Source organism: Bacillus sp. FSL W8-1143, from assembly GCF_037965155.1.
Classification (GTDB): Bacteria; Bacillota; Bacilli; order Bacillales; family Bacillaceae; genus Bacillus; species Bacillus pumilus.
Genome location: NZ_CP150182.1, coordinates 1,861,348 through 1,887,095 on the forward strand (window position 1 = coordinate 1,861,348; position 25,748 = coordinate 1,887,095).

Sequence of the window (25,748 nt, forward strand, 5' to 3'; positions counted from 1 at the left end):
ATGGGCAATTTGTACAATCAATTCGATCACAAATGTCCCTTTTGCGGTAAATATCATGAACAGCCTCATTACAAAAGATCACGTCATGACCGTTCTCAAAGAAGAGACTGTCCATTTATCAAACAAGAACTTTCGAAACAAAATAGACCTCAAGGAAATCCTCTCTGTCACAGTGCAAAAGGAGAAAAACAATCAAAACCAATTCAAAGGGTTGGACGAAGAGGTCCCGCTGGACCTATAGGACCCACCGGACCTGCTGGCGCTACTGGGGCAACCGGTGCCACTGGTCTAACCGGAGATACTGGTCCTACTGGACCTACAGGTGTAACTGGAGATACCGGTCCAACGGGAGCTACTGGTGCAGGGTTAACAGGTATTGAAGCGTTTGATCCGGTAATCAGCCCTACTTACCAAGTAGGGCAAGTAGTGACCTTTAATGGCAGTACGTATGTAGTAAATACTGCACCACCGACAGGTACACCAGATACTTCCCTAGACTACACATTACTGGCTGCAGCAGGATCAACCGGAGATACCGGCCCTACTGGAGTTACTGGTGCGACTGGTGATACCGGCCCTACTGGAGCCACTGGTGCAACCGGTCCAACGGGAGTTACTGGTGCGACTGGTGATACTGGTCCTACTGGAGCCACTGGTGCAACCGGAGCCACTGGTGCAACCGGAGATACCGGCCCTACTGGAGTTACTGGTGCGACTGGTGATACTGGTCCTACTGGACCAACAGGTGTAACCGGAGATACCGGCCCTACTGGAGTTACTGGTGCGACTGGTGATACTGGTCCAACTGGAGCCACTGGTGCGACCGGAGATACTGGTCCTACTGGAGCCACTGGTGCAACCGGAGATACTGGTCCTACTGGAGATACTGGTGCTACTGGTGATACCGGTCCTACTGGAGCCACTGGTGCAACCGGAGATACTGGTCCTACTGGAGCCACTGGTGCAACCGGAGATACCGGTCCAACGGGAGTTACTGGTGCGACTGGTGATACTGGTCCAACTGGACCAACAGGTGTAACCGGAGCTACCGGCCCTACTGGAGTTACTGGTGCGACCGGAGATACTGGTCCTACTGGAGCCACTGGTGCCACTGGAGATACCGGTCCTACTGGAGTTACTGGTGATACTGGTGATACTGGAGCCACTGGAGATACCGGTCCTACTGGACCAACAGGTGTAACCGGAGATACCGGGCCTACTGGAGCCACTGGTGCAACCGGAGTTACCGGCCCTACTGGAGTTACTGGTGCCACTGGTGATACCGGTCCAACGGGAGTTACTGGTGATACTGGTCCTACTGGACCAACAGGTGTAACCGGAGATACCGGCCCTACTGGAGTTACTGGTGCGACTGGTGATACTGGTCCAACTGGAGCCACTGGTGCGACCGGAGATACTGGTCCTACTGGAGCCACTGGTGCCACTGGAGATACCGGCCCTACTGGAGTTACTGGTGCAACCGGAGATACCGGGCCTACTGGAGCCACTGGTGCAACCGGAGTTACCGGTCCTACTGGAGTTACTGGTGATACTGGTCCAACTGGAGCCACTGGTGCGACTGGTGATACTGGTCCTACTGGACCAACAGGTGCAACCGGAGATACCGGCCCTACTGGAGTTACTGGTGCAACCGGAGATACCGGGCCTACTGGAGCCACTGGTGCAACCGGAGCTACCGGGCCTACTGGAGCCACTGGTGCAACCGGAGATACCGGTCCTACTGGAGTTACTGGTGCGACTGGTGATACCGGGCCTACTGGAGCCACTGGTGCAACCGGAGATACTGGTCCAACTGGAGCCACTGGTGCCACTGGAGATACCGGTCCTACTGGAGTTACTGGTGATACTGGTCCAACTGGACCAACAGGTGTAACCGGAGATACCGGCCCTACTGGAGTTACTGGTGCGACTGGTGATACTGGTCCAACTGGAGCCACTGGTGCGACCGGAGATACTGGTCCTACTGGAGCCACTGGTGCCACTGGAGATACCGGCCCTACTGGAGTTACTGGTGCAACCGGAGATACCGGGCCTACTGGAGCCACTGGTGCAACCGGAGTTACCGGTCCTACTGGAGTTACTGGTGATACTGGTCCAACTGGAGCCACTGGTGCGACTGGTGATACTGGTCCTACTGGACCAACAGGTGCAACCGGAGATACCGGCCCTACTGGAGTTACTGGTGCAACCGGAGATACCGGTCCAACTGGAGCCACTGGTGCAACCGGAGCTACCGGGCCTACTGGAGCCACTGGTGCAACCGGAGATACCGGTCCTACTGGAGTTACTGGTGCGACTGGTGATACCGGGCCTACTGGAGCCACTGGTGCAACCGGAGATACCGGGCCTACTGGAGTTACTGGTGCGACTGGTGATACCGGGCCTACTGGAGCCACTGGTGCAACCGGAGATACTGGTCCAACTGGAGATACCGGTCCAACTGGAGCCACTGGTGCGACCGGAGATACTGGTCCTACTGGACCAACAGGTGTAACCGGAGCTACCGGGCCTACTGGAGTTACTGGTGATACTGGAGTTACTGGTGATACTGGAGTTACTGGTGATACTGGTGATACTGGTCCTACTGGACCAACAGGTGTAACCGGAGCTACCGGCCCTACTGGAGTTACTGGTGCGACTGGTGATACTGGTCCAACTGGTGCGACCGGAGATACCGGTCCTACTGGTGCAGGGTTAACAGGTATTGAAGCGTTTGATCCGGTAATCAGCCCTACTTACCAAGTAGGGCAAGTAGTGACCTTTAATGGCAGTACGTATGTAGTAAATACTGCACCACCGACAGGTACACCAGATACTTCCCTAGACTACACATTACTAGCTGCAGCAGGATCAACTGGAGCTACCGGTCCAACGGGAGTTACTGGTGCAACCGGAGTTACCGGTCCTACTGGAGATACCGGCCCTACTGGAGCCACTGGTGATACCGGTCCTACTGGAGCCACTGGTGCAACCGGAGATACCGGTCCAACGGGAGTTACTGGTGCGACTGGTGATACTGGTCCTACTGGACCAACAGGTGTAACCGGAGCTACCGGCCCTACTGGAGTTACTGGTGCGACTGGTGATACTGGTCCTACTGGACCAACAGGTGTAACCGGAGCTACCGGCCCTACTGGAGTTACTGGTGCGACTGGTGATACTGGTCCAACTGGTGCAACCGGAGATACCGGTCCTACTGGTGCAGGGTTAACAGGTATTGAAGCGTTTGATCCGGTAATCAGCCCTACTTACCAAGTAGGGCAAGTAGTGACCTTTAATGGCAGTACGTATGTAGTAAATACTGCACCACCGACAGGTACACCAGATACTTCCCTAGACTACACATTACTAGCTGCAGCAGGATCAACTGGAGATACCGGTCCTACTGGAGTTACTGGTGCAACCGGAGATACCGGTCCTACTGGAGCCACTGGTGCAACCGGAGATACCGGTCCTACTGGAGCCACTGGTGCAACCGGAGATACCGGTCCTACTGGTGATACTGGTGATACTGGTCCAACGGGAGTTACTGGTGCGACTGGTGATACCGGGCCTACTGGAGCCACTGGTGCAACCGGAGATACCGGTCCAACGGGAGTTACTGGTGCGACTGGTGATACCGGGCCTACTGGAGCCACTGGTGCAACCGGAGATACTGGTCCAACTGGAGCCACTGGTGCGACTGGTGATACCGGGCCTACTGGAGCCACTGGTGCGACCGGAGATACTGGTCCTACTGGAGCCACTGGTGCAACCGGAGATACTGGTCCAACTGGAGCCACTGGTGCCACTGGAGATACCGGTCCAACGGGAGTTACTGGTGCGACTGGTGATACTGGTCCTACTGGACCAACAGGTGTAACCGGAGCTACCGGCCCTACTGGAGTTACTGGTGCGACTGGTGATACTGGTCCTACTGGTGCGACCGGAGATACTGGTCCTACTGGACCAACAGGTGTAACTGGAGATACCGGTCCAACGGGAGCTACTGGTGCAGGGTTAACAGGTATTGAAGCGTTTGATCCGGTAATCAGCCCTACTTACCAAGTAGGGCAAGTAGTGACCTTTAATGGCAGTACGTATGTAGTAAATACTGCACCACCGACAGGTACACCAGATACTTCCCTAGACTACACATTACTGGCTGCAGCAGGATCAACTGGAGCTACCGGTCCAACGGGAGTTACTGGTGCAACCGGAGTTACCGGTCCTACTGGAGATACCGGCCCTACTGGAGCCACTGGTGCAACCGGAGATACTGGTCCTACTGGACCAACAGGTGTAACCGGAGCTACCGGTCCTACTGGAGTTACTGGTGCCACTGGTGATACTGGTCCTACTGGGGCGACAGGTATCACGGGTGCTACTGGTCCTACTGGGGCGACTGGTATCACGGGTGCTACTGGTCCTACTGGGGCGACAGGTATCACGGGTGCTACTGGACCTACTGGCGCCACTGGTATCACGGGTGCTACTGGTCCTACTGGGGCGACTGGTATCACTGGTTCAACCGGATCTACCGGAGCCACTGGTGCAACCGGAGATACCGGTCCAACGGGAGTTACTGGTGCGACTGGTGCTACTGGTCCTACTGGACCAACAGGTGTAACCGGAGCTACCGGCCCTACTGGAGTTACTGGTGCGACTGGTGATACTGGTCCTACTGGAGCCACTGGTGCAACCGGAGCTACCGGGCCTACTGGAGCCACTGGTGCAACCGGAGATACCGGTCCTACTGGAGTTACTGGTGCGACTGGTGATACCGGGCCTACTGGAGCCACTGGTGCAACCGGAGATACCGGGCCTACTGGAGTTACTGGTGCGACTGGTGATACCGGGCCTACTGGAGCCACTGGTGCAACCGGAGATACTGGTCCAACTGGAGATACCGGTCCAACTGGAGCCACTGGTGCGACCGGAGATACTGGTCCTACTGGACCAACAGGTGTAACCGGAGCTACCGGGCCTACTGGAGTTACTGGTGATACTGGAGTTACTGGTGATACTGGTGATACTGGTGATACTGGTGATACTGGTCCTACTGGACCAACAGGTGTAACCGGAGCTACCGGCCCTACTGGAGTTACTGGTGCGACTGGTGATACTGGTCCAACTGGTGCGACCGGAGATACTGGTCCTACTGGAGCCACTGGTGCAACCGGAGATACTGGTCCAACTGGAGCCACTGGTGCAACTGGAGATACCGGTCCAACGGGAGTTACTGGTGCGACTGGTGCTACTGGTCCTACTGGACCAACAGGTGTAACCGGAGCTACCGGCCCTACTGGAGTTACTGGTGCGACTGGTGATACTGGTCCTACTGGACCAACAGGTGTAACCGGAGCTACCGGCCCTACTGGAGTTACTGGTGCGACTGGTGATACTGGTCCTACTGGTGCGACCGGAGATACTGGTCCTACTGGACCAACAGGTGTAACTGGAGATACCGGTCCAACGGGAGCTACTGGTGCAGGGTTAACAGGTATTGAAGCGTTTGATCCGGTAATCAGCCCTACTTACCAAGTAGGGCAAGTAGTGACCTTTAATGGCAGTACGTATGTAGTAAATACTGCACCACCGACAGGTACACCAGATACTTCCCTAGACTACACATTACTGGCTGCAGCAGGATCAACTGGAGCTACCGGTCCAACGGGAGTTACTGGTGCAACCGGAGTTACCGGTCCTACTGGAGATACCGGCCCTACTGGAGCCACTGGTGCAACCGGAGATACTGGTCCTACTGGACCAACAGGTGTAACCGGAGCTACCGGTCCTACTGGAGTTACTGGTGCCACTGGTGATACTGGTCCTACTGGGGCGACAGGTATCACGGGTGCTACTGGTCCTACTGGGGCGACTGGTATCACGGGTGCTACTGGTCCTACTGGGGCGACAGGTATCACGGGTGCTACTGGACCTACTGGCGCCACTGGTATCACGGGTGCTACTGGTCCTACTGGGGCGACTGGTATCACTGGTTCAACCGGATCTACCGGAGCCACTGGTGCAACCGGAGATACTGGTCCTACTGGACCAACAGGTGTAACCGGAGCTACCGGCCCTACTGGAGTTACTGGTGCGACCGGAGATACTGGTCCTACTGGAGCCACTGGTGCCACTGGAGATACCGGTCCTACTGGACCAACAGGTGTAACCGGAGCTACCGGCCCTACTGGTGATACTGGAGTTACTGGTGCGACTGGTGATACTGGTCCTACTGGTGCGACCGGAGATACTGGTCCTACTGGACCTACAGGTGTAACTGGAGATACCGGTCCAACGGGAGCTACTGGTGCAGGGTTAACAGGTATTGAAGCGTTTGATCCGGTAATCAGCCCTACTTACCAAGTAGGGCAAGTAGTGACCTTTAATGGCAGTACGTATGTAGTAAATACTGCACCACCGACAGGTACACCAGATACTTCCCTAGACTACACATTACTGGCTGCAGCAGGATCAACTGGAGCTACCGGTCCAACGGGAGTTACTGGTGCAACCGGAGTTACCGGTCCTACTGGAGATACCGGCCCTACTGGAGCCACTGGTGCAACCGGAGATACTGGTCCTACTGGAGCCACTGGAGATACCGGTCCTACTGGAGTTACTGGTGCCACTGGTGATACTGGTCCTACTGGACCAACAGGTGTAACCGGAGATACCGGTCCAACTGGAGCCACTGGTGCAACCGGAGTTACCGGTCCTACTGGAGTTACTGGTGATACTGGAGTTACTGGTGCGACTGGTGATACTGGTCCTACTGGTGCGACCGGAGATACTGGTCCTACTGGACCTACAGGTGTAACTGGAGATACCGGTCCAACGGGAGCTACTGGTGCAGGGTTAACAGGTATTGAAGCGTTTGATCCGGTAATCAGCCCTACTTACCAAGTAGGGCAAGTAGTGACCTTTAATGGCAGTACGTATGTAGTAAATACTGCACCACCGACAGGTACACCAGATACTTCCCTAGACTACACATTACTGGCTGCAGCAGGATCAACTGGAGCTACCGGTCCAACGGGAGTTACTGGTGCAACCGGAGTTACCGGTCCTACTGGAGATACCGGCCCTACTGGAGCCACTGGTGCAACCGGAGATACTGGTCCTACTGGAGCCACTGGAGATACCGGTCCTACTGGAGTTACTGGTGCCACTGGTGATACTGGTCCTACTGGACCAACAGGTGTAACCGGAGATACCGGTCCAACTGGAGCCACTGGTGCAACCGGAGTTACCGGTCCTACTGGAGTTACTGGTGATACTGGTCCAACTGGAGCCACTGGTGCGACTGGTGATACTGGTCCAACTGGACCAACAGGTGCAACCGGAGCTACCGGCCCTACTGGAGCCACTGGTGCGACCGGAGATACTGGTCCAACTGGAGCCACTGGTGCAACCGGAGATACTGGTCCAACTGGAGCCACTGGTGCAACCGGAGATACCGGTCCAACGGGAGTTACTGGTGCTACTGGAGTTACTGGTGCTACTGGAGTTACTGGTGCAACCGGAGCTACCGGTCCTACTGGAGTTACTGGTGCTACTGGAGTTACTGGTGCAACCGGAGTTACCGGTCCTACTGGAGATACCGGCCCTACTGGAGCCACTGGTGCAACCGGAGATACTGGTCCTACTGGACCAACAGGTGTAACCGGAGCTACCGGTCCTACTGGAGTTACTGGTGCCACTGGTGATACTGGTCCTACTGGGGCGACAGGTATCACGGGTGCTACTGGTCCTACTGGGGCGACAGGCATCACGGGTGCTACTGGACCTACTGGCGCCACTGGTATCACGGGTGCAACTGGTCCTACTGGGGCAACAGGCATCACGGGTGCAACTGGTCCTACTGGGGCAACAGGCATCACGGGTGCAACTGGTCCTACTGGGGCGACAGGCATCACGGGTGCAACTGGTCCTACTGGGGCGACAGGCATCACGGGTGCAACTGGTCCTACTGGCGCCACTGGTATCACTGGTTCAACCGGATCTACCGGAGCCACTGGACCAACCTCACAAATTTTCTTTGACCAAACAGCAACACAGCAGCAAGTATTTCCTCCGTTGAATTCAGAAATAACATTACTCACTTTTACAGTTCCTGTAACAAGTGGTCAAAGAGTAAAGATTGACCTATCAGCAAATGTTACAGCTAACACTACAGCGAATTATAGTATAAGTGGAAATACTCGATTAAGGAGAAACGGAACATTGTTAACAGAAGTTCCTTTCTTTAGATCGGGATCAGGCGCAGGGGCACAAAGCTTTGTAGTTTCCACCACTTACGTTGATACTGTAACTAGTACGGGTAATAATGTATATACTGTTAATATCATTATTACAGCACAGTCAAATATAACAACTGTTAACACAGATACTCGAGCTGCAAATGCTGTAATATATGTATAAACAAAACGCATAAAGGCTTTGGCCTTTATGCGTTCAGGCTGTCGAGAAAATCTCGACAGCTTTATTTTTTCCTTAAAGTTTCCATTCCCCCATTTTATAATAGAGAAAGCAGCACCTTCCATATTATGGTGTTCCGCCAGCCAGTATCTAAGATAACCCCACTTCTCCGCCTTTTTTGCTAAATCCATACTATGTTCAAAAGATTCCTTAATAGTGCCTCCTTCTGTCACAGAGGATAAATTTACATAAAACAATTTAACTTTTAAATAATTTGATTCGATGAACTTCGAAATAAAAATATCATTTAACTTAATTTCGCTTTTTAAATTTCCACATAGAATAAAATATTAACTTGTAGGAGATGGGGAATTTGTATAATCAGTACGACAACAAATGTCCCTTTTGCGGAAAAAAGCATGATTGGCAACCTCATTACAGAAAATCTCGTCACGATAGACCTCTATTTGATGACTGCCCTCTTCTTAAACGAGAATGTAAAAAGAACAAAGTTGTTAAACATCACAGCACTTGTGCTAAAGCAAAAGGACGGAAAAAAACAAATAATAAAATTGTAAAAAGAGGTCCTACTGGTGCAACCGGAGTTACCGGTCCTACTGGAGTTACTGGTGCAACTGGTGCAACCGGAGCTACTGGTGCAGGGTTAACAGGTATTGAAGCGTTTGATCCGGTAATCAGCCCTACTTACCAAGTAGGGCAAGTAGTGACCTTTAATGGCAGTACGTATGTAGTAAATACTGCACCACCGACAGGTACACCAGATACTTCCCCAGACTACACATTACTGGCTGCAGCAGGATCAACTGGCTCAACGGGAGCCACCGGAGATACCGGTCCTACTGGAGACACTGGTGCAACCGGAGTTACCGGTTCTACTGGAGTTACTGGTGTAACTGGAGATACCGGCCCTACTGGAGTTACTGGTGCGACCGGAGATACCGGCTCTACTGGACCAACAGGTGCAACCGGAGATACCGGTCCTACTGGAGCCACTGGGGCCACCGGAGATACCGGCCCTACTGGAGTTACTGGTGCGACCGGAGATACCGGCTCTACTGGACCAACAGGTGCAACCGGAGATACCGGTCCTACTGGAGCCACTGGGGCCACCGGAGATACCGGCCCTACTGGAGTTACTGGTGCGACCGGAGATACCGGCTCTACTGGACCAACAGGTGCAACCGGAGTTACCGGTCCTACTGGAGCCACTGGGGCCACCGGAGATACCGGCTCTACTGGAGCTACTGGGGCCACCGGAGATACCGGCTCTACTGGAGCTACTGGGGCCACCGGAGATACCGGTTCTACTGGAGTTACTGGTGTAACTGGAGTTACCGGTCCTACTGGAGTTACTGGTGTAACTGGAGTTACCGGTCCTACTGGACCAACAGGTGCAACCGGAGTTACCGGTCCTACTGGACCAACAGGTGCAACCGGAGATACCGGCTCTACTGGAGCTACTGGGGCCACCGGAGATACCGGTTCTACTGGAGTTACCGGTCCTACTGGAGTTACTGGTGTAACTGGAGTTACCGGTCCTACTGGACCAACAGGTGCAACCGGAGTTACCGGTCCTACTGGACCAACAGGTGCAACCGGAGATACCGGTCCTACTGGACCAACAGGTGCAATCGGAGTTACCGGTCCTACTGGACCAACAGGTGCAACCGGAGATACCGGCTCTACTGGAGCTACTGGGGCCACCGGAGATACCGGTTCTACTGGAGCTACTGGAGCCACCGGAGATACCGGTTCTACTGGAGTTACTGGTGTAACTGGAGGTACCGGCCCTACTGGTCCTACTGGTGTAACCGGAGTTACCGGCTCTACTGGAGCTACTGGGGCCACCGGAGATACCGGTCCTACTGGAGCCACTGGTGCAACCGGAGTTACCGGTTCTACTGGAGTTACTGGTGTAACTGGAGATACCGGCCCTACTGGAGTTACTGGTGCAACCGGAGATACCGGCTCTACTGGACCAACAGGTGCAACCGGAGATACCGGCTCTACTGGAGCTACTGGGGCCACCGGAGATACCGGTCCTACTGGAGTTACTGGTGTAACTGGAGATACCGGTCCTACTGGGGCAACCGGAGGTACCGGTCCTACTGGACCAACAGGTGCAACCGGAGTTACCGGCTCTACTGGAGCTACTGGGGCAACCGGAGATACCGGTTCTACTGGAGTTACTGGTGTAACTGGAGGTACCGGTCCTACTGGAGTTACTGGTGTAACTGGAGGTACCGGTCCTACTGGACCAACAGGTGCAACCGGAGGTACCGGTCCTACTGGACCAACAGGTGCAACCGGAGGTACCGGTCCTACTGGACCAACAGGTGCAACCGGAGGTACCGGCCCTACTGGTCCTACTGGTGTAACCGGAGTTACCGGCTCTACTGGAGCTACTGGTGCAACCGGAGTTACCGGTTCTACTGGAGTTACTGGTGTAACTGGAGATACCGGCCCTACTGGAGTTACTGGTGCAACCGGAGATACCGGCTCTACTGGACCAACAGGTGCAACCGGAGATACCGGCTCTACTGGAGCCACTGGTGCAACCGGAGTTACCGGTTCTACTGGAGTTACTGGTGCAACCGGAGTTACCGGTTCTACTGGAGTTACTGGTGTAACTGGAGATACCGGCCCTACTGGAGTTACTGGTGCAACCGGAGATACCGGCTCTACTGGACCAACAGGTGCAACCGGAGATACCGGCTCTACTGGAGCTACTGGGGCCACCGGAGATACCGGTCCTACTGGAGTTACTGGTGTAACTGGAGGTACCGGTCCTACTGGACCAACAGGTGCAACCGGAGGTACCGGTCCTACTGGACCAACAGGTGCAACCGGAGGTACCGGTCCTACTGGACCAACAGGTGCAACCGGAGGTACCGGCCCTACTGGTCCTACTGGTGTAACCGGAGTTACCGGCTCTACTGGAGCTACTGGTGCAACCGGAGTTACCGGTTCTACTGGAGTTACTGGTGTAACTGGAGATACCGGCCCTACTGGAGTTACTGGTGCAACCGGAGATACCGGCTCTACTGGACCAACAGGTGCAACCGGAGATACCGGCTCTACTGGAGCCACTGGTGCAACCGGAGTTACCGGTTCTACTGGAGTTACTGGTGCAACCGGAGTTACCGGTTCTACTGGAGTTACTGGTGTAACTGGAGATACCGGCCCTACTGGAGTTACTGGTGCAACCGGAGATACCGGCTCTACTGGACCAACAGGTGCAACCGGAGATACCGGTTCTACTGGAGTTACTGGTGTAACTGGAGGTACCGGTCCTACTGGAGTTACTGGTGTAACTGGAGGTACCGGTCCTACTGGACCAACAGGTGCAACCGGAGATACCGGCTCTACTGGAGCTACTGGGGCAACCGGAGATACCGGTTCTACTGGAGCTACTGGAGCCACCGGAGATACCGGTTCTACTGGAGTTACTGGTGTAACTGGAGGTACCGGCCCTACTGGGGCTACTGGGGCAACCGGAGATACCGGCCCTACTGGGGCTACTGGGGCAACCGGAGATACCGGTCCTACTGGAGTTACTGGTGCAACCGGAGTTACCGGCTCTACTGGAGCTACTGGTGCAACCGGAGATACCGGTCCTACTGGAGCTACTGGTGCAACCGGAGATACCGGTCCTACTGGAGCCACTGGGCCTACTGGTCCAACTCAAACGGCTCTTTATGCCGGAAATACAACGGGGCCTACAATCATTACTGTTCTTGGTGGTACGAACATTGCTTTACCAAGTAATCAAAATATCAATGGATTTGCACCGAATGGTTCAAATGATACTTTTACTGTACAACAAACAGGTAAATACTATATCACATACCAAATTAATACAACAGTTGCACTTTTAGTTAGTGCACGGCTACTTCTTAATGGAGCCACTGTCATCCCAGGTTCTATTCAATCACCGGTGGTCTCAACCACATTTATCAGTAACACATTGATTGTGAATTTAACTGCTGGAAATACGATATCATTGCAATTGTTTGGGGCAGTTGTAACAGCTATTTTAATTGGTGGAGGTGCAACCGGGGCATCCCTAACAATCATAAGACTCAGTTAACGAAAAAAAGAAGGGCTACTTTAGCCTTCAGATTGTAGAGAAACTCATGTTTTTCTACAATCGTTAGGTTGAATAAAAAAGGCATCCCACACACGTTTTGTTTTCCTCTCAACCGGCAATAGCGAAGCCCATGCAGTTGTTTTGAATCTGCAAGGCTTCGCTCTATTTTTCTTTTCTTTTTTTATATAGCTCTTTTCCAGAGGCAGACAGACGATTTTGTCTGATCTTTTCTTGTGTTCCTCTCCCATACATGTCTGGAGATCACTTTTTGATGATTTTTCGATCTTGTACAGCTCTCAAGGAAAGAGATGGAAAATATCTAAGAAAAAAATAAAGCTGTCGAGATTTTCTCGACAGCATGAGAAAGGCTTTTTCAGCCTTTCTTTTTTATGTCTTCTATGACATTTATACATTGTTCAATATCATCAGATTGTAAGAGGTGAAAAATAGATTGGATGACGGTAAACTCTAAATTCCACCATTCTAATAACTGAAGTTTTTCGATGATTTCAGATGAAAACCGGTATTTCATGAGCTGCTGCGGATTTCCTGCGGCAATCGCATATGGGGGCACATCTTTTGTGATGACACTATTTGCACCAATCACTGCTCCGTTCCCTATACATACTCCTGACATGATTGTTGCTCCATAACCAATCCAGACATCGTGTCCTATGTGGACATCTCCTTTTGACTTTGGATGTCCTTTAATGTGAGAAGCTTCCTTGAAAATTTGATTAAACGGATACGTTGTGGCCCAATCTGTACGGTGTTCACCGCCAAGGAAAATTTTGACTTCGTTTGCGATGGAACAAAACTTTCCAATGTTTAATGTTGTTCCTTCCCCCCACGTCAGCACTTGGAAATCTGGTCCGGCATAAGAAAAATCACCGATATTGTACGCGCTCAGTTCTCTTCTTTGATTCAAATACATAGAAGATCAGACCTCCTGAAAAGTGATAGATCTTCGTATGTATATGCTGCTTCACACTTTTACATTATGACTGCACTAGCGCTACAATCTGTTTTTTCTTCCATACGAGCTGATAGTAGCCGTATTGAAGGAGTAAGTTCACGAAAAAAGCCGCAGGATAGCCAATCCAGATGCCCTTGATGCCAAGGGTTGTGTAGTGCGATAGCACATAAGCGACTGGTACTTCTACAAGCCAAATGGAACAAATACTAAAGATCGTTGGCCATAGCACTGTTCCGCTTGCTCTCATCGTGGCTGCAACAATTTGGGCTGTTCCAAAAATAAGATAGCTCCATAATGTAATGACAACTAAGCTATAGGCAATGTCAATCGTCTTAGAATCTGTTAAAAAGATAGATAAAATCTGCGGTGCGAAGAGATAAACAATGATAATAATGAATCCGCCTATGGCAAAATTGAGCCCTAACCCGATTTTTATCACATCTTTCAATCGGTTGATATTCCCTGCGCCGATGAATTGTGCTGCAAAGATCGAGACCGCGATGCCAAGACTTACTGCCGGCATCTGCACATAGCTCACAACTTGATTGACAACACCATAGGCAGCAGTCGCCTGTGATCCATAATCATTGACAAAGGAAATAACAGCAATTTCTGATAAAGAAATAAGGATCATATTAATGCTCGATGGAATGCTGAGCTTTAATAATGTTTTTAGTAGATCCCCTTTCATCAATAAATGCTTTCTAACCGATGCATCGATGCGAAGCGGGTGTTTTGTTTTATATAAGTAGATATGTAGAATAATAAACGTCACAATGGTTGAAATCACAGAAGCATACGCAGCACCGTATAAACCAAATGCCGGCAGTCCCAGCCAGCCAAATAATAAAATCGGCAGCATCAAAATATTCGTTGCCGTACTAATCATTAAGAAATAAAAAGGCGTTTTTGAATCCCCTGTCCCTCGCAGGAAAGTCGTGTAAACAAAATAAAGAAATAAGATCGGCATTGAGATGAATAGAATTCTGGCATAAGCCGCACTTTCCTCCACGATATTCGCAGGTGTTCCCATGAGATTTAAGATATCTGTTGCAAAAAAACCTCCAATGATTGCTAAAGAAAGTCCGATCAAAAAAGTGAATGAAAGCGTTGTGCCAATAATTTCTTTTAATCTTTGTTCATTTTTTGCTCCATACGCTTGTCCAATAAGGATTGAACTTCCCGATCCAATTCCGATGGAAAAAGAAACGAGTAAAAAGAAAAGCGGAAAGAATGCAGAAATGGCAGCTACTGCATCCTCTCCAATCCATCTGCCGACAAGGACAATGGATACAAGCTGTCCGATTGATTGCAAAATATTGCTAAGCAAAAGCGGGACGAGAAAAATGGACATGGTTTTTACTAAAGATTGATTGTTATCTAACGTCATGGTGGTTCTCCTTCTCTATCTAAAGATTCTCAGCTAAAATGCTAACAATGTGGTCTTCTATCTCTTTCCCTTTCTCGTCATCAACAAGATGATTTAATAAAATGGAAAAAGCGACCGTCTTTCCACTCTTTGTGTCAATATATCCAGAAAGTGTACTGACCGTAGTTAATGAACCTGTTTTTGCACGTACTTTTTCTAGTGTAGCTGGTTCTTTCAACCTGTTTCTTAACGTCCCTCCCACCATTCGTTCACTTGCCCCTGCTAACGGAAGCGCATGTTCATAGGTCTTAAACCATTTTTCCTTTTGAATGTTTGTTAAAAATAACGTGAACTGGTTGGCAGAAACAAGGTTAATAGGTGAGATGCCTGACCCATCTCGCAACACTACAAGAGATGGATCGATGCCGAATGCAGGAAGCCGTTCATTCATCACATCCAGTCCATCTTCAAAGCTCCCTTTGCTTTTCACTTGTTTTCCAAGTTCCTTCAGCAACATTTCTGCATGGGTATTGTTGCTGAGTTTCATCATGGGAACAAGGAGCTCTGATAAAGGCATCGATGAATGGGTAGCAATTTTCTTGGCTTTTTTAGGAACTTGTTTTATTTTAAGCGGTCCTTTTACGTGAATCCCTTCCGCCTTTAACGCTCGTTTCATTAAATCTAACGCATAAGAGGATGGCTCCCATAATGCTACCCATTGTCTAGATACACTCGCTTTCACCGGAATGGTGCCAGTTAAAGTGATTTTGTTGGTGCCGTGAGAGCGCTTAAAAGAAATCTTCTTTTTCCCTCCTTCTGGCACGGTTTTTACTTGATTGATCACTTGAGGGACAGAAGTCTTCGGAATCATGTCATAGGTTGCTTTTTGCCCAGCTTTTTTGCCTGGCTTTACTTCGAGAATCACGGTTCCTGCATCATAATCTTGATTCGGTGAAGCCGTGAGAGCAGAGATTTGTGCACCGTAATATTGATCCTCATCACTCCAAGGTAAATCAATCGAATATCTTGTGTCATCATACCATGTATCGTCTGCCGCAAGCTGTCCGCGAATTGTATGTATTCCGGCCTTTTTCACTTGTTTGGCAAGTGCTGCAAAATCCTCTTCTAATAAAGTCGGATCCCCGGTACCGCGTAGATACAGGTTGCCATGTAACGTTTTCTTTTGAATAGAACCATCTATCCAGATGTCTGTCGGGAATGTGTGTGTTTCTCCTAGTATATCAAGGGCGATGGCTGATGTGAGCAGTTTCATATTAGAAGCAGGAGTAAGACGAATATCGGCTTGATGTTCATAAAGAAGAGAGGAGTCAGAAGTATCGCGGACGCTGATGCCAGAGATCGCGCCCTCTAAATCAGGTGCTGTTCGTATAAATTCATCTAAAGCTGTCACCCACGGCAGTGAGTCGTCACGAGCTGTAAGTTGATCATCTTTTGCTGAAAAAGGGAGAAATAAAATCGACAGGATACATATGTGTAAAAACAAGATCTGTGAAAAACGCTTCACGCAATCCCTCCTTTTTAGTCGCAGCCAATTTTAGAAGAATATGTTCATTATACACAAAAGAACGTTTGTTCTCAAAGGTTTTTTAAACAGAAAAGTCAGCTTTCTTTGACGAAAACTGACAAGCTCTTTACCTTTTTTCTGGATTCCAGCCATCGGTTCCGCTAAGAACAGCTTGCACTGTGATTTGACTTGCTTCGTTTTTCGTTAAAATATTGGACCATTTTACGCGGTTTGCTGCGTTGCTTCCTGCTCCTGTCGATCCATATTCTTTATATCTTGCTGTTCTTTCGTTATCACGGTTATCCCAGTTATGCCAACCCTCTGCCTTAATATGATCATCCATATTTGTATAGAGGAATGTCACAGCAGAATGAGGCCGCCACGGACGTCCTAAATATACCGATTGAGCAGCAGCCGTCCCCTTTTTGAGCGTAGAATCGATGAATACATATCCATACTTTTGCGCTTCTGTTGTGGATGCTGCAGTAATATACCCATTTCCAAGACTTTTTATTTCAGCTCTTTTAAACACGGCTGTGGCTGATCCAAAAATAAAATCGACCGTGCCTTCGATATAGCAGTTTTCATAATATTGCCGGCCTGTACCTGTTGCATAAAGTGTATCTTGATACCCTAAAACTCGTATTTGTTTAAACGCAGCCCGGTCACCGGACACGTACAGTGCAACCGCCTGACCAGCATGTCTGCCAGCCGTATTTTGAAAGGTGATATTTTCTGCATAAAAGTCGTTCGCACGAATCATTGTGCTTGAGCTATTTGTTGTGCTGCCAGTACTTGCATTTGTATCATGATACGTCAGAATCGTCTTGTATTGGTCTTCCCCGATAAAGGACACGTAAGGTTTATTTTGCGGAAGCAGGATTTTTTCTTTATACACACCATTTTTAATATAGATCGTTACGCGCTGTTGATTGTTCACTGGAATCGCATCAATGGCAGATTGAACGGTTCGAAACGAGCCATTTTCCTTTTGATCGACCACAAGAACGCGATTTGTTTGATTCTGATGTCCGGCTGCTTGAAGTGAAGCTGAGTTCAATAATAATAAAGACAAGATGACTACAAGCCATACCTTTCCATACTTCATCGTGCATCTCCTCCTCTTTGTGAACGTTTTCAATCAAACATTCTTTTTGATCCTATTCATGACACGCACAAAAAAACACCCACTTATAGATGTTATGGATGTTTTTTGGACTTTTCATATTTCATTGCATAAATCCCTTCATTTTCAATCCATTCACAAAATAGAACGTCTCGATAGGAAGAAATGTGCTGCTTTTTTAATTGCTCACTCAGCCATGTTTCATCGAAGCCAGCTTCTTGTAAATCTTTTTTTAAAATTTCACCGTCAATAATAAACGTTCTAGGTAATTTGACTTCTTTTCCCTTCACGTTCACATCTTCTGCGGTGGCTGTTGCGTATTTCATTTTCGGAAGAACGCTTACCGAGCCGTCTGTTTCCAAAATGGCATATTCAATTTCATTCAAAGCAAAATGACCCTTCGCGCGAATCAGTGTTTGTAGCTGATTGAGATCCAGCATATTTTTCTTTAAACGTTTGTAGTGAATCTTCCCTTGATCAATGACAAGTGTCGGTCTTCCTTCTAAAAAGGCTCGAATACCTTTAAAGCGCTGTGAAAACCATTCAACTGTATAGAGAAGAACGCCCCATACCGCAACAGCAAACAAAATGTGCTGAATCTTGACTTCTGGGTCGAAAATGGCGTTTCCGACCATTTCGCCTAAAATCAGTGCAGAAATAAAATCAAACGGCGTGATTTGTGCAAATTGTGTTTTCCCTAATAATTTTATTATAGAAAATAAGGCAAAAAATCCGATAAACAGTTCAATCAAAATATTAAAAAATGGCACAAACATACCTTCCTTTCAAAGTGCATTTACCTACAGCATGCACATGAAAGGAAGGATCTAAACCGTTTACAAAGTAAAACGTCGTCTACCTCAAGCAATGAGTCATATACTTTGACGCATCCATGATCTGGTGCTTGAATGTCACCTCATGAAAGATGGATTTTCAAATCAGCTCACTGCCTAGAGCGGAAAAAAGTGATAGTAAATCAAAATATCTGATTCATAAAAAGCCATGACCACTCTTCGGTCATGGCTTTCCTTTATATGTGTAAACACCCTTTGTTTGACCTATTTTGGCAGAACCGAACTCCCCATTAAATAACGGTCTACCTCGTGCGCCACTTGTCTGCCTTCATTAATTGCCCAGACAATCAAGCTTTGCCCGCGTCTTGCATCTCCCGCTGCAAATACGCCTTCTACATTTGTTGTATACTCCCCATACGTTGCGTCAATGCGATTGTTTTTGCTGTCCACGCCAAAGTGTTTCACGAGTGGCTGTTCAGTTCCCTCAAAACCAATTGCAATAAAGACTAGCTGAGCCGGCCATACTTTTTCTGTCCCTGGAATCTCATGAAATTCAAACTTCCCTTGTTCGTTTTTCACCTTTTCCATTTGAATCGTATGAAGCTCTTTTAATTTTCCATTTTTGTCTGCCACAATTTTTGTGGTTTGAATGGAATATTGACGCGGATCTTCCCCGAATTTTGCTTGTGCTTCTTCATAAGCATAATCGAGTGAGAAGACGTAAGGCTGTTCAGGCCACATGTTATCCCCTACACGTGTATCCGGAAGCTTCGGATGCTTCCCGAACTGAACAACACTTTTTGCTTTTTGGCGAAGTGCAGTTGCAACGCAATCTGCACCTGTATCTCCCCCGCCAATGACAATCACGTCTTTTCCTTTTGCATCAATGAAGTTTTTGTCTTTAAATCCTGAATCCAGCATGCTTTTTGTTGCGAGGGTCAAATAATCCATCGCTAGGTGAATCCCTTTAGCTTCCCGGCCTTCAATCAACAGGTCACGCTGCTTTTGTGCACCTGTACAAAGGATGACCGCATCAAACTGCTCTTTCAGTTCATCGGCAGTGACATCGACGCCAATTTCTGTGTTCGTTACAAAATCAATGCCTTCTTGTCTTAGCAGTTTGACTCTTCGTTCCACTACTTCTTTGTCCAGCTTCATGTTTGGAATGCCGTATGTCAGCAGTCCGCCAAGGCGATCAGACCGTTCGAACACTGTGACGGCGTGGCCTGCTTGGTTTAATTGATCAGCACTTGCAAGTCCTGCTGGTCCTGAGCCGACAATGGCAATCTTCTTGCCTGTACGGCTTGAAGGAATTCTCGGTGTGATCCATCCATTTTCAAAGCCTTTATCAATGATGGTGCGTTCGATATTTTTAATCGAAACAGCTGGATCATTGATGGCGACTGTACATGACCCTTCGCAAGGCGCTGGACACACTCTCCCAGTAAATTCAGGGAAATTATTTGTTTTTTGCAGTCTTTCGAGCGCTTCTTTCCATCTGCCTCGATACACAAGGTCGTTCCATTCTGGAATTAAATTGTAGATCGGGCAGCCTGACACGCCGCCTTTGATCTCCATCCCAATTTGACAAAACGGTGTGCCGCAATCCATACATCTAGCGCCCTGCTTCTTCAATACGTCATCTGTATAAGGAGCTGAATATTCTTTCCAGTCATTCTGACGAGTGAGAGGGTCACGTTCATTTGGCTTTTCTCTTTTATAATCCATAAAACCTGTTGCTTTGCCCATTGTCCTCTCCCCTTTCTTAATGAGCGAGGGCTGCTTTTTGCCCGTTTGCCGTTTCTTGATTTTTCGGTTTTGTGTTTGCTTCAAAGGCATACATGACCGCTTCCTCATGACTAAGGCCCGCTTGCTTTTGTTCTTCAATGCTTTGAAGCATCATTTTGTAATTTCTCGGAATGACCTTGATGAATTGATCCTTTTCTTGCGCCCAGTTTTCTAAAAGTGCCGAAGCTTTTGCGCTGTTTGTATAGTGAAGGTGCTCTTGAATCAGCTGTTTCACTTCTTGCTCTTCATCGTGATCTGTGAGTTTTTCAAACATGATCATTTCCATGTTGCACATTCTTTTGAACTGTTTCGCATCGGATGTATGGACATAAGCTACGCCGCCAGACATTCCTGCGCCGAAGTTCTTTCCGACGTCTCCTAAAATGACGACACGTCCGCCAGTCATGTATTCACAGCCGTGATCACCGATTCCTTCAACAACCACCTGCACGCCTGAATTACGAACGGCAAAGCGCTCACCTGCACGCCCGTTAATATAGGCTTTTCCACTTGTCGCTCCGTAGAATGCGACGTTTCCAACAATGACGTTTTCATGTCCATTTTGTACAAAGTGATCAGATGTTTTGACCGCAATTTTGCCTCCAGAGAGTCCTTTGCCGATATAGTCATTTGAATCACCTGTTAAATAGAGAGACATGCCCTTTGGCACAAATGCGCCGAAGCTTTGTCCTGCGGAACCAGTGAACCTTAGTGTGATCGTATCCTCTGGCAAGCCTTCTACCCCGTAGCGTTTAGACACTTCACTTCCAGTAATGGTTCCGGCCACACGATTGATATTGCGAATATTCAATGATAGATCAACCGGTGTTTGATGATTCAACGCTTCCTGTACATAAGGGAGGATTTCATTCATATCCAGTGATTCATCAATTTTATGATTTTGCGGTGTTCTGAATGTACGAGCTCCTTCTGGCTGATAAAGCAGTGTTTCAAGGTCTAGCTGGCCTGCTTTCCAGTGAGCTTTTGCTCGTTCGCTAACTCCTAGAACATCCGTGCGTCCAATTAATTCATCCATTGATGTAAAGCCGAGCTCCGCTAAGATTTCTCTTACTTCCTCTGCAATAAACATCATGAAATTCACAATATGGTCAGGGTTCCCCATGAATTTTTTACGAAGCTCTGGATTCTGTGTAGCGACGCCGACTGGGCAAGTATCTAAATGACATGCTCTCATCATCACGCAGCCCAATACGACAAGTGGAGCTGTCGCAAAGCCATATTCTTCTGCTCCTAATATCGCAGCCATGACAACGTCGCGACCAGTCATTAACTTTCCGTCCGTTTCAAGAACGACTCTCTCGCGAAGGCCGTTTAACACAAGGGTTTGATGCGCCTCTGCCAAACCGAGCTCCCAAGGAAGTCCTGTGTGTTTAATACTCGTTTTCGGCGAAGCTCCTGTGCCACCATCGTATCCACTGATCACAATGACATCCGCCGTTCCTTTTGCAACACCTGCTGCAATCGTACCAACGCCTGCTTTAGACACAAGCTTGACGCTGATGCGGGCATCACGGTTCGCGTTTTTCAAATCATGGATCAGCTGCGCTAAATCCTCGATGGAATAAATATCATGATGCGGCGGTGGTGAAATCAATCCGACGCCTGGTGTAGATCCGCGTACATCGGCGACCCAAGGGTATACTTTATTTCCTGGCAGCTGTCCGCCTTCTCCAGGCTTTGCCCCTTGTGCCATTTTAATTTGCAGTTCATCTGCATTGACCAAATAATGACTCTTTACGCCAAAGCGGCCAGAAGCAATTTGTTTAATCGCACTTCTGCGATCATCGCCGCGTTCATCAACTGTAAAGCGTGCAGGATCTTCTCCGCCTTCTCCGCTGTTACTTTTACCGCCAATTCGGTTCATGGCAATCGCAAGTGCTTCGTGCGCTTCTTTACTTAAAGACCCAAATGACATGGCGCCTGTCTTGAATCGGCGCACGATGGATTCAGCAGATTCAACGTCTTCCAAACGAACTGGTTTTTGTTTTGGCTGGAAAGCAAATAAATTTCGAAGGAAGCCGATTCTTTCTTCGTCCGCTGCCTTTGTATATTGCTTAAATAGATCGTAATCTTCATTGCGACATGCCCACTGAAGCGTATGGATCGTTTTTGGATTAAAGGCATGGTGCTCACCATTTTTTCTCCACTGGAAGTCACTTCCTGATTCGAGTGTTTGATCAGTCGCTGCCTGATACCCTGCTTCATGACGAAGTTTTGCTTCATGTGCAATGGTCTCAAGGTCAATCCCGCCAAGCTGAGAAGCTGTTCCCGTGAAATACGCCTGAATGACGTCTTCACTAATACCAACGGCTTCAAAGATTTGGGCTCCTCTATAGCTTTGCACAGTGGAGATACCCACTTTAGACATGACTTTGACGACACCTTCGGTTACGCTTTTACCAAACTTAGTGACTGCTTCATCAAAGCTGAAAGAGATCGCTTCTTCTGCAATCAGCTGTTTGTACGTTTCATACACAAGATAAGGATGGATCGCATCTGCTCCGTAGCCAATCAGTGCGGCAAAATGATGAACCTCTCTGACTTCTCCAGATTCAACGATCAGACTCACCTTTGTCCGTAAGCCTTGACGCACAAGATGCTGATGCAGTGCACTTAGCGCTAGAAGTGGTGGAATCGGCACTTTTTCTTCCGTCATTTCACGATCGGAAAGAATTAATAAAGATACACCTTCGCGGATCGCTTTTTCCGCCTCTTCAAACATCGCATCCAGCCCGCGCTTTAAATCATCGGTAAAAAGAGTATGAATCGTTTTACTTTTAAAGGCATTATGAACAATTGTTCTCAAACCGTTAAACTGCCCGCTTGTTAAGACGGGTGTATACAGTTTAATTCGTCGGCATGAATATTCATTCGGATGTAAAATATCTCCTTCAGCACCTAACCACGTCATCGTAGATGTCACAAGCTGCTCACGAATGGCGTCAATCGGCGGGTTCGTCACTTGTGCAAACAGCTGCTTGAAGTAAGAAAACAGAGACTGCGCACGATCTGATAACACAGCAAGCGGAGTGTCGCTTCCCATTGAACCGATTGGGTCCTTGCCTTCTTCTAGTAAAGGAATTAAATACTTTTGAATGTCCTCGTACGTATAATGGAAGGCACGCTGGCGCGTCAATAAATCATCCATTATACTAGAATTTTCTGAATTTTCTTCCGAGCGATTGACGTGCACCATTTCTTCATCAAGCCATTTTTGATAAGGAAGTTCATTCGCAATCGTCGATTTCACTTCTTCGTCAGAAATAATTCGCCCTTCTTCTAAATCAATTAAAAGCATTTTACCTGGCTCAAGACGATCTTTATACTTCACATCCTCTTCATTTGTGTCGATCACACCGACCTCAGAAGAGAAAATGATATGATCATCATTTGTGACATAGTATCTTGCCGGTCTTAATCCGTTTCGGTCTAAGATGGCTCCGATTTGTTTACCATCAGTAAAGGAAATAGCTGTTGGCCCATCCCACGGCTCCATAAGAGAACTATGGTATTCATAAAATGCCCGTTTTTCTTTCGACATGTGCGTGTTTTCAGTCCATGGCTCTGGAATCAGCATCATCGCTGTATGAGCAGGTGTTCGGCCTGCAAGCACAAAGAATTCAAAGGCATTGTCTAGAATGGATGAATCACTTCCGTCTGCATTCAGCACTGGCAAAATCTTGTCTAAATCATCTCCGAAAGCTTCAGATACGAATTGTTGTTCTCTTGCTCTCATCCAATTGATGTTTCCTCTTAATGTGTTGATTTCACCGTTGTGAATCAAATAGCGGTTTGGATGGGCTCTTTCCCATGTAGGAAATGTATTTGTACTAAATCGTGAATGAACAAGTGAAAATGCAGAAACAAATGTTTCATCCTGAAGATCAAGATAAAAAGCATCGACTTGATCTGATGTTAAAAGCCCCTTGTATACAATGGTTTGACTCGACAGGCTGACAAAGTAAAATTGCTTTTCCTCTGCTGTCCCCCAGTTCTCAGCCTGCTTACGAATGACATATAATTTTCTTTCAAATGACAAACGATCTATGATCTTGTCATTTGCCCCGATAAAGACTTGCCTCACAACCGGACAGCTCTTCGCTGCGACAGTACCAATTTTCCCGGCATCAATAGGAACTGTTCTCCAGCCAATTAATGTTTGACCTTCTTGTTTAATGAACCCGTTGATTTTTTGCTCGATGGCTTGGCGCGTTTTCTCGTCATCCTCTTTTGAAAAGAAGACCATTCCTACCCCGTAACGGCCCTTTTCAGGAAGTGCAAAGTCTTTGCAGCTTTTTCTAAAGAAAGCGTCTGGTAGTTGTACCATTAAGCCGGCACCATCACCTGTATACGGATCACTGCCTTGCCCGCCGCGGTGATCAAGCTGGCACAGCATTTGTAATCCCTTTTTGACGATGCTGTGTGTCGCTTCCCCTTTTAAATGAGCGTACAGTCCGATCCCACATGCATCATGTTCAAATTCAGGACGGTAGAGACCTTGTGGTTGTGGTAGTTGATTATAAGTCATCGTTTCTCTCCCCCGTTTAAAAGATCCGTTTTTTCACAGTAATAAAATCTCACAAACTCTGTAACTTATTTTAAGTTTTCAAATTAATATAAACAATATATAATTTAGATGAAAACAATCTCTTTTTGAGATAGATGGGTGTGAAGTGTAAAAATGGAGCTTCGTCAGTTACGTTATTTTGTAGAAGTCGCAGACCGTGAACACGTGTCAGAAGCGGCTGAAAACTTACATGTTGCCCAATCTGCGATCAGCCGGCAGATTGCGAATTTAGAAGAAGAACTTGGAGTGGCCTTATTCGAACGAGAAGGACGAAATATCAAATTAACGAAGATCGGCAGACAATTTTTAGATCATGTCAGAACGGCTCTAAAAGCCATTGATTATGCGAAAGAACAAATTGATGAATATTTAGATCCACACAAAGGAACCGTCAATATCGGCTTTCCTACTAGCCTAGCAAGCCAAGTGCTACCTTCTGTCATTTCCGCCTTTAAACAGGAATACCCAGAGGTCGATTTTTTACTTCGTCAAGGATCCTATAAATTTCTCATTGAAGCTGTAAAAAATCGAGATATTGATCTCGCCTTTTTAGGACCCGTACCGACAAACGATCCTCAAATAGAAGGACATATTTTGTTTTCAGAAAGCATTTATGCCTTGCTGCCTGTCAGCCACCCCTTTAGCGGACAAAGGAGTATTCATTTAAGTGATTTAAGAAAAGATCATTTCGTGTTATTTCCGGAAGGATATGTCCTGAGACAAATTGCGGTTGATGCTTGTAAGCAGGCAGGTTATGAGCCAACCATTTCATCAGAAGGTGAAGATTTAGACGCCATTAAAGGTCTCGTATCGGCGGGTATGGGCGTTACCTTATTACCCGAAAGCGCCTTTTATGAAACCACACCGCGCTTTACAGTGAAAATTCCGATCGATTTTCCGCAAGTGAGAAGAACGGTTGGAATTATTGCTTCTAAATCACGAGAAATGTCTCCTTCTGCTCATGATTTTTATGTGTTTGTGAAGGATTTCTTTTCTAAAATTGAACAATATAAATAATTCATTAAAACAAGACATTTCATTTGT

General features: G+C 48.0%; 10 protein-coding genes and 2 pseudogenes. 3 read left to right on the top strand and 9 right to left on the bottom strand.

All coding sequences use genetic code 11. The features are described from left to right. Nucleotides 1-8,430 (top strand): hypothetical protein, encoded by an 8,430-nt coding sequence (locus NSQ36_RS09255; protein WP_339207302.1) that lies wholly within the window; start codon nt 1-3, stop codon nt 8,428-8,430. A 101-nt stretch (nt 8,431-8,531) separates the two neighbouring features. Here the strand turns inward: NSQ36_RS09255 and NSQ36_RS09260 are convergent. Further along, nucleotides 8,532-8,711, bottom strand: a pseudogene (locus NSQ36_RS09260) (LLM class flavin-dependent oxidoreductase); the annotation flags it as partial. An 80-nt stretch (nt 8,712-8,791) separates the two neighbouring features. Between NSQ36_RS09260 and NSQ36_RS09265 the strand changes: the two are divergent. Beyond that, nucleotides 8,792-12,538 (top strand): collagen-like protein, encoded by a 3,747-nt coding sequence (locus tag NSQ36_RS09265; RefSeq protein WP_339205554.1) that lies wholly within the window; start codon nt 8,792-8,794, stop codon nt 12,536-12,538. Nucleotides 12,539-12,641: 103 nt separating this feature from the next. On the opposite strand, the pseudogene NSQ36_RS09270 reads toward NSQ36_RS09265, so the two are convergent. From NSQ36_RS09270 to gltB, 8 genes and pseudogenes are all read right to left on the bottom strand, one after another. After that, a pseudogene (locus tag NSQ36_RS09270) lies at nt 12,642-12,830 on the bottom strand (transposase); the annotation flags it as partial. 81 nt (nt 12,831-12,911) lie between these two features. Next, on the bottom strand, nt 12,912-13,472 hold the full coding sequence (locus NSQ36_RS09275) for a CatB-related O-acetyltransferase (RefSeq protein WP_339205556.1): 561 nt from the start codon (nt 13,470-13,472) through the stop codon (nt 12,912-12,914). Between the two features lie 64 nt (nt 13,473-13,536). Then, entirely contained in the window at nt 13,537-14,904 is a 1,368-nt protein-coding gene (locus NSQ36_RS09280) for an MATE family efflux transporter (RefSeq protein WP_003215779.1), read from the bottom strand. 19 nt (nt 14,905-14,923) lie between these two features. Continuing rightward, the gene (gene dacB, locus NSQ36_RS09285; RefSeq protein WP_339205558.1) at nt 14,924-16,408 is read right to left on the bottom strand and encodes a D-alanyl-D-alanine carboxypeptidase/D-alanyl-D-alanine-endopeptidase; all 1,485 of its coding nucleotides are present in this window, start codon (nt 16,406-16,408) and stop codon (nt 14,924-14,926) included. A 127-nt stretch (nt 16,409-16,535) separates the two neighbouring features. Continuing rightward, on the bottom strand, nt 16,536-17,516 hold the full coding sequence (locus NSQ36_RS09290; protein WP_339205560.1) for a pectinesterase family protein: 981 nt from the start codon (nt 17,514-17,516) through the stop codon (nt 16,536-16,538). A 92-nt stretch (nt 17,517-17,608) separates the two neighbouring features. Beyond that, entirely contained in the window at nt 17,609-18,310 is a 702-nt protein-coding gene (locus NSQ36_RS09295) for a DUF421 domain-containing protein (protein WP_170966009.1), read from the bottom strand. A 282-nt stretch (nt 18,311-18,592) separates the two neighbouring features. After that, nucleotides 18,593-20,077: a glutamate synthase small subunit gene (gene gltD, locus NSQ36_RS09300; RefSeq protein ID WP_106032542.1), complete on the bottom strand. Its 1,485-nt coding sequence runs from the start codon at nt 20,075-20,077 to the stop codon at nt 18,593-18,595. A 16-nt stretch (nt 20,078-20,093) separates the two neighbouring features. Next, the gene (gene gltB, locus NSQ36_RS09305) at nt 20,094-24,665 is read right to left on the bottom strand and encodes a glutamate synthase large subunit (RefSeq protein ID WP_339205562.1); all 4,572 of its coding nucleotides are present in this window, start codon (nt 24,663-24,665) and stop codon (nt 20,094-20,096) included. Nucleotides 24,666-24,818: 153 nt separating this feature from the next. Between gltB and NSQ36_RS09310 the strand changes: the two genes are divergently transcribed. Beyond that, nucleotides 24,819-25,721, top strand: coding sequence for a LysR family transcriptional regulator (locus tag NSQ36_RS09310; protein WP_050943953.1), 903 nt, complete (start codon nt 24,819-24,821; stop codon nt 25,719-25,721). The last annotated feature ends 27 nt before the right edge of the window (nt 25,722-25,748 follow it).